Consider the following 839-nt stretch of genomic DNA (forward strand, 5'->3'; position numbering starts at 1 on the left):
CGTGAGCGTCATGGGAGGATCACCGTGCCCGGCCTTGACTTGCGCGGAATGCTCTGGATTGCGCGGTCAGGGTGATTGACGCTGCCGTTGAGCGGTGATGGGGTGATCCCGGGTTGGAGCGGGCAACGGGGCATCAGAATGACCAGCGATTCTCAGCTACGCGAGAAGCTTCGGAAGATCGAGGCGTTGTTCGTGGGTGCTGGAACGGCTGGTGAGCGCCTTGCGGCGGAAGCTGCGCTGCAGCGGGTACGCGCCCGGGTCGAGGAGCTGGCTCGTCACGACCCCCCGATCGAGCAGCAATTTTCACTTCCTGACCAATGGTCGCGGCATCTGTTTCTGGCGCTTTGCCGCCGGTACGGGCTACGGCCGTTTCGTTACCACCGCCAGCGACGCAACACGGTGATGGTCCGCGCGTCGCGGGGCTTCGTCGACAAGATCCTGTTGCCGGAGTTCACCGAGCTGGAGAGGGCGCTGCAAGTCTATCTACACGAGGTGACGCTGCGCGTGATCCGAGAGGAAATCTATGACGACACCAGCGACGCGCAGGAAGTTCCAGATGCTCTGCCGTCGAACTGATCAGGCGGCGAGCTTTGCCTCCGAACCGTCGCGCTCGACCTTCCAATTCCACGGCAGCAGCGTGTGCAGCTGATTGATCTTTGTGCGTCCAGAGACGATGCGCTCGAGGACGTCGGTCAGATAGTGCCGTGGGTCGATATCTTGCAGCTTTGCCGAGTTGATGAGCGACGCGAGAATGGCCCATGTCTCGGCGCCGCCTTCGCTGCCCGCGAACAAATAGTTCTTCTTTCCAAGCCCTATCGGCTTGATGCTGCGCTCGACCG

Annotated in this window: 2 protein-coding genes; one reads left to right on the plus strand and one right to left on the minus strand. The window is 61.9% G+C overall.

The window, feature by feature from the left end; all coding sequences use genetic code 11:
* Positions 1 to 75 precede the first annotated feature (75 nt).
* Entirely contained in the window at positions 76 to 576 is a 501-nt protein-coding gene (locus IVA82_RS00955; RefSeq protein WP_247389204.1) for a hypothetical protein, read from the plus strand.
* On the opposite strand, the gene IVA82_RS00960 is transcribed toward IVA82_RS00955, so the two are convergent.
* A partial coding sequence (locus IVA82_RS00960; protein ID WP_247389205.1) for a transposase domain-containing protein occupies positions 577 to 839 on the minus strand: 263 nt, incomplete at its 5' end.

Source organism: Bradyrhizobium sp. 142, from assembly GCF_023074015.1.
In the GTDB taxonomy this organism is placed as follows: Bacteria; Pseudomonadota; Alphaproteobacteria; order Rhizobiales; family Xanthobacteraceae; genus Bradyrhizobium.